Origin of the sequence: uncultured Duncaniella sp. (genome assembly GCF_910578445.1) — a bacterium.
GTDB lineage: Bacteria > Bacteroidota > Bacteroidia > Bacteroidales > Muribaculaceae > Duncaniella.
This window is the reverse complement of sequence record NZ_CAJTQC010000052.1, coordinates 1-4,812: the sequence shown is the minus strand read 5'-3', so window position 1 is coordinate 4,812 and position 4,812 is coordinate 1. Positions and strand designations below refer to the sequence as shown.

The 4,812-nt window shown below is 46.7% G+C and carries 10 protein-coding genes; 3 read left to right on the top strand and 7 right to left on the bottom strand.

The window, feature by feature from the left end; all coding sequences use genetic code 11:
* The 7 genes from QZ311_RS12095 to QZ311_RS12065 all read right to left on the bottom strand — a co-directional run.
* Positions 1–421, bottom strand: a 421-nt coding sequence (locus tag QZ311_RS12095; RefSeq protein WP_297068444.1) for a relaxase/mobilization nuclease domain-containing protein, incomplete at its 3' end; no start/stop codon positions are given.
* Positions 402–767, bottom strand: coding sequence for a plasmid mobilization relaxosome protein MobC (gene mobC / locus QZ311_RS12090; protein WP_297068441.1), 366 nt, complete (start codon positions 765–767; stop codon positions 402–404). The genes mobC and QZ311_RS12095, both read right to left, overlap by 20 nt.
* 185 nt (positions 768–952) lie before the next feature.
* A complete protein-coding gene (locus QZ311_RS12085; protein ID WP_136408913.1) occupies positions 953–1,363 on the bottom strand; it encodes a DUF3408 domain-containing protein in 411 nt (136 codons plus the stop codon).
* A 1-nt stretch (position 1,364) separates the two neighbouring features.
* Positions 1,365–1,853: a DUF6371 domain-containing protein gene (locus QZ311_RS12080; RefSeq protein ID WP_297068435.1), complete on the bottom strand. Its 489-nt coding sequence runs from the start codon at positions 1,851–1,853 to the stop codon at positions 1,365–1,367.
* The gene (locus QZ311_RS12075; RefSeq protein ID WP_297068433.1) at positions 1,840–2,268 is read right to left on the bottom strand and encodes a hypothetical protein; all 429 of its coding nucleotides are present in this window, start codon (positions 2,266–2,268) and stop codon (positions 1,840–1,842) included. The genes QZ311_RS12080 and QZ311_RS12075 overlap by 14 nt, the downstream gene beginning before the upstream one ends.
* Positions 2,269–2,811, bottom strand: a complete 543-nt coding sequence (locus QZ311_RS12070; protein ID WP_297068430.1) for a DUF3987 domain-containing protein — start codon at positions 2,809–2,811, stop codon at positions 2,269–2,271.
* Between the two features lie 4 nt (positions 2,812–2,815).
* Positions 2,816–3,202, bottom strand: coding sequence for a helix-turn-helix domain-containing protein (locus QZ311_RS12065; RefSeq protein ID WP_297068428.1), 387 nt, complete (start codon positions 3,200–3,202; stop codon positions 2,816–2,818).
* A 351-nt stretch (positions 3,203–3,553) separates the two neighbouring features.
* Here QZ311_RS12065 and QZ311_RS12060 point away from each other — a divergent pair, with 351 nt between their 5' ends.
* From QZ311_RS12060 to QZ311_RS12050, 3 genes are read left to right on the top strand one after another with little or no spacing between them, the layout of a single operon-like run.
* Positions 3,554–3,871, top strand: coding sequence for a type II toxin-antitoxin system RelE/ParE family toxin (locus QZ311_RS12060; RefSeq protein WP_123400277.1), 318 nt, complete (start codon positions 3,554–3,556; stop codon positions 3,869–3,871).
* 1 nt (position 3,872) lies between these two features.
* Positions 3,873–4,217: a HigA family addiction module antitoxin gene (locus QZ311_RS12055; RefSeq protein ID WP_123400275.1), complete on the top strand. Its 345-nt coding sequence runs from the start codon at positions 3,873–3,875 to the stop codon at positions 4,215–4,217.
* Positions 4,218–4,232: 15 nt separating this feature from the next.
* Complete coding sequence (locus QZ311_RS12050; RefSeq protein ID WP_297068419.1) at positions 4,233–4,757, top strand: GNAT family N-acetyltransferase; 525 nt, start codon at positions 4,233–4,235, stop codon at positions 4,755–4,757.
* Positions 4,758–4,812: the final 55 nt, after the last annotated feature.

Genomic DNA, 4,812 nt, shown 5'->3' with positions numbered 1-4,812 from the left:
CGCAGATTTCGTTGTTGCGGTAATACTCGAAACTGTCGCTTACACATTTACCGTCATTATCCACCCGGTTATAGACGATGTGGCAGTGCGGATGCTCCTTGTCAAGATGCCGGACAATGATAAACTGGGTGTTTTTGATGCCCATTCTATCCATATATTCCAGTGCGAGTTTCACCATAAATTCATCGCTCATGCGCTCGGCATCTTTAGGAGAATAGGACAAAGAGATGTGTCCGCACCAGTGCTTGACCCTGCTGTTGAGATGTCGCTGGCACTCAAAACCGTTGATAATATCTTTCGGCGTGTCGGTCAGCAGACCCTCGGAATAGAGCAGACGTGCCTCTTTGTTTTTCTCTTTCAGTGCGAGGGCATACTCCACGCAGCCGGAAAAACAGCTTCCTTTAGTTATGCCTCCAATCATAAGACAGTCTTGTATAAAGCGTTTTTATCTCCTTGCTCATACCTTTAAGAGACCACTCCACGAGCTTGAACCCTGCTTCGTTAGCTTTCTTTGCAAGCTGATTCAGATTGTTCGCCATGCTCCCGATCTGACGCAGAATCGCCATATCTTCGGGGGTGGCCACTGCCGTAACCTTGGCGTTGAGCAGAGCGTGACGCCAGAAGTCTGACAATTTTCTGCCGGATTTTCGACAGTTTTCCTGCATGGTATGATATTGTTCTTCATTGAGCCTGACACTGACAACGTATGACTTGCCAGACTTCTCGGATGCTCCCGGAGGAGCTTTCTTTCTTCTTGTGAAAGTCATTATCTTGGGATTTTGAAATTCGACATTGCGACCATCGGGAACGGACTCCAGCCGCCCGGTAACGGAGGATGCAAGGTCGGAAATGTTTACATTGCCACTACCTTGCTATCCTCCTATTCCTTACAGAATATCCGGATACCGGCGTTGCCGATGGCTTCGCCATTTTCACTGCCTTGGGGCAGTGGTCAGAACGATTTACTGATTAGGGTGAACCAGCCTTCATAGTTGGCGGCGTTATTGTCGAGATGCTCATTGATGATGTGCTCGACAAAGTTGCTGACGCTATAACCGGGGCCGCCGAAGAATCGGGCAGTGCGTTCGACACGGTCAAACGTCTCATTGCTGATTGCTACCTGATGCTTGTTGTCCTTGCCGAGTTTAATCGGGGCAAAGAAAGCGGTGCGGTAATCTTCGAGTTCGCTCTTGCGCTGCTTGGCGGTGGGGCGGGGTGACTTGGACTGAGCGGCTTCGCTCTGTTCAGCGATGGGCTGAACTTCGGGGTTGGTAGGATTTTCCATAGTTTCAGAGAAAATTGAATTGTTAGACATATCAGTCATTTCGGATGACTGAGGATTCGAGATTTTTGATTGTGCCATTTCATTCAGATTTTAGTGAGCTTTCGCTCGGTTTGTATTCTTCGATGCCTACGAGTCCCATCTGTAGCGCGTCAGCGAGTTGGCGCAATGCCGGATTTCGTTGCATCATTTGTTCAAGGATGCCGTGTGGAGTGTTGAGGCAACCGGCTATGTATGGGAGCAGATGCTCTCCGAAGAAACATTGGGTTAACTTGAAGTCGGGCAATCTCAATACTGAGTGTACCCAGTTGATGTGTGGGAAGGGTTCCTGCACACAATGTCCGGTCAATCGGTCATACAGCATAATCTTTCCGCCACGGATATTGCCGTCAGCCGAGATTTGCCAGAACACCGTGGCACCTTGCCAATACTTCGATGTGCCTACGCGATACATTTCCATCAGTCGCTGTGCTTCATCACTTCCGATTATCGCAGCAACGAAAGCGAGTAGATTGTTACGGTCGTAGCCACGCATGGTGGCCGCCACCATTGCATCATTAATCCTGCTCATCGGAAGTAACTTTGTTAGCGGAGTAACACGACAGCTTCTTATACCACCCTTGGCGTACACGACTGAACAGGGTGTTGAGATTGCGGGTGAGGAACATCTTGAAGGTGTGGTCTTTCATCCCGAACCGCTCGGCTATACGGATGCCGTCGGCGGTTGAAAATTCCTCGGTGAGATGCACATAAACTGTGCGGTGCAATTCATTCAACTTCCCCTCGCTGATGCAGGTGAGTACGCTTAAAGCGTTGCCTCGGAAATATTCAGCCAATTCTATCGCGCCTGCCACATCGTTATCCTCGATGTCTGACGGACTAGGTTGGTCTTCATCGACAGCCCAGCGAACAATCCGGAGTATCAGACAGAACCGGAGCACATAGATTTCTAGTTTGCAGAAGAAGCTGACCACATTGTCGCTCATCTAATTGTCGCATAGCGCGGCGTTCTCATGTTGCCACTCATAGAGTCTGCGTTTGGCATCCGCAGTGAACCGCATGACAGTGGGTATTGGCTCCTTCTCCTCGTTGACCACACACTCCACTGAAAGAAGACGGTTGAGTATGCGCTCCTTGCGGCTCATCGCTATAGCCTGCTGATATTCGCAATGCTTTTTCTGAAACTCCTGATTGTTCTTCCAGTCGGCATTGACCAGCGGGCGCATCACGAATGTAAGCGGATGTGATTTGCAATCTCCGGGGCGTCCGACAATCGCGATATACACGATTGCCGATTCCTGCCAGTTGCGTTTCACCTCGATTCGGTGTGTATTGCCGATTGCCACAGATATTGCAGCAAGCATAGCCGATGCCGTGTAGTCAATCGGAAATCCGCAGGTGGTGTTGAGTTCGAGGATAATCCGTTGTATCTTGGAGGGGAACACATGTACCGGGAAATCACTGTCGGATGTCTTGGCGTGATTCATCAACGCGCTGATCACAGAGTCCGGGGTAATATTCTTTTCCATAGGCTCAGAAATTATAGCCCCCTCTGGGACGGCGTTTCATACCGGCAGTGATGGCCGCTGCTGTTTCGGCTAGGGAAGGAGCGGCGGAGTGTTTACGGCCGCCCTCGATCCATGTGTAGATTTCATCCTCATAAAAGTAGAGGAGCTTGCCGCGCTTATAGCTCGGAATGGGGTCATTCGGAGCTTTGACCGCGCGGTAAAGGGTGGAAAGTGACTTGCCTATTATCTGGCAAGCCTCTTTCGCATACACGAGTCTGCGTGAGGGCTTGGTCTGTTTGGAGTGGCTGGCGATGCCTGCCTTTTCAAGCAGGTCAAGCACTCGGTCGAGTTTCTCGGAGAGACCGCTTACCACATGTGGCAGCTGGTCGAAAGTTGGTGTTGATGTTTCCATTTCAGTACGGTTTTAAATTGTTTTACGGAAATAAAACCGCACTGATTGAAAGTGAGTTGTCAGTGTCATACGGACACCTTGAAATAACCGAAAATAACCTCATTTGATCCTGTAAGCTATTGAGTATCAATTCGGGTCGTGCATAAACTTTTCAAGTGGTGATTAAATGAATTTTAGAGTGATTTGATGGTTAGGATTACAGATAACCTAAATTTAAGCGATCTTGACTTAATGCAATATTAAGTTGCCCGATGTAGGGTTCGATGTAATGATGTAAGTTTAGATAAAATAAACTTCACAAATTTGTGAAGTTCGAGGGCTTTTTATATCTTTGCATCGTAATAGAATTATATGATAGTCGAATTTGAAGAAGAGTATTTAAGAGACCTCTATACGAAAGGTGTTAGTAACGACAAAAAACGTCGTTACAGAATTGACGTAGTCAAACGTTATAAACGAGGAATCGATTACTTGAAATGGGCATCTCGCAAAGAGGACTTATTTCGTATCAACTCTTTGAATTTTGAGGCATTAAAAGGAAATAAAGTTGGACGGTTTTCTATTCGGGTGAACGATCAGTATCGAATAGAGTTTACCATGCGAGAAACTACTGAAGAGCCGATTTTGACTATCTGTAATATTGTTGAACTCTCAAACCATTACGATTGATATGATTACATTACAAGGCGTTGCTCCGGACATGATAGCTAACAATCTTACTCCGTTTGAACCCACTCATCCGGGAGAACTTATCCGAGATGAACTTGAGGCAAATAGTCTTACTCAGGCAAAACTCGCCGAGAGTATAGGTGTAAAGCCTTCTCTGCTTAATGAGATAATCAAAGGGAAGAGAGGGGTTAATACCGAAATAGCTTTACTTATAGAAGCGGCATTGAATATACCGGCTGATTTATTGCTTAATCTACAAAGTGATTATAATATGCAGATGGCGAAGTCAGACGCATCTTTTATGAAGCGTCTTTCTTCAATTCGTAATATTGCGGCAGTGTTGTAAAGTGTTGATTTTTGAATGATATTTGTTGAAACAGACCGATTGATTCTTCGCTCGTGGAAGCCGGGGGATTTGCCTTTGTTCATTGCAATGAACAAGGACGTTCGCGTTATGCGTTATTTTCCGGCTATTCTAAATGATTCCGAGACTGAGGCATTTTACAAACGGATACAGGACGAGTTCAGTCAAAAGGATTGGGGATTATATGCTGTGGAAATAAAATCCACAGGTGAGTTTATCGGATATGTTGGACTGCATGAGATTGGTTTCGATGCAGACTTCACTCCCGGTGTCGAAATAGGGTGGCGTATAGCCGCTGACTATCACAATCAGGGATATGCAACCGAAGCTGCCAAAGCTGTGCTGAGTCTGGCAAAGAGTGCGGGGATTGAAAGGCTGTTTTCTTTCACTGCCAAGATAAATGCCCCGTCAGAGCGTGTGATGCAAAAGATTGGAATGGTAAAGGCCGGAGAGTTCAGGCATCCTAATCTGTCGGATGATTCTCCGCTGTGTGTTCATGTGCTTTATAAGATTGATTTATAACAAAAGGGCGAATAACCATGACAAAAGTCACGGCTATTCGCCAATACTATACCGG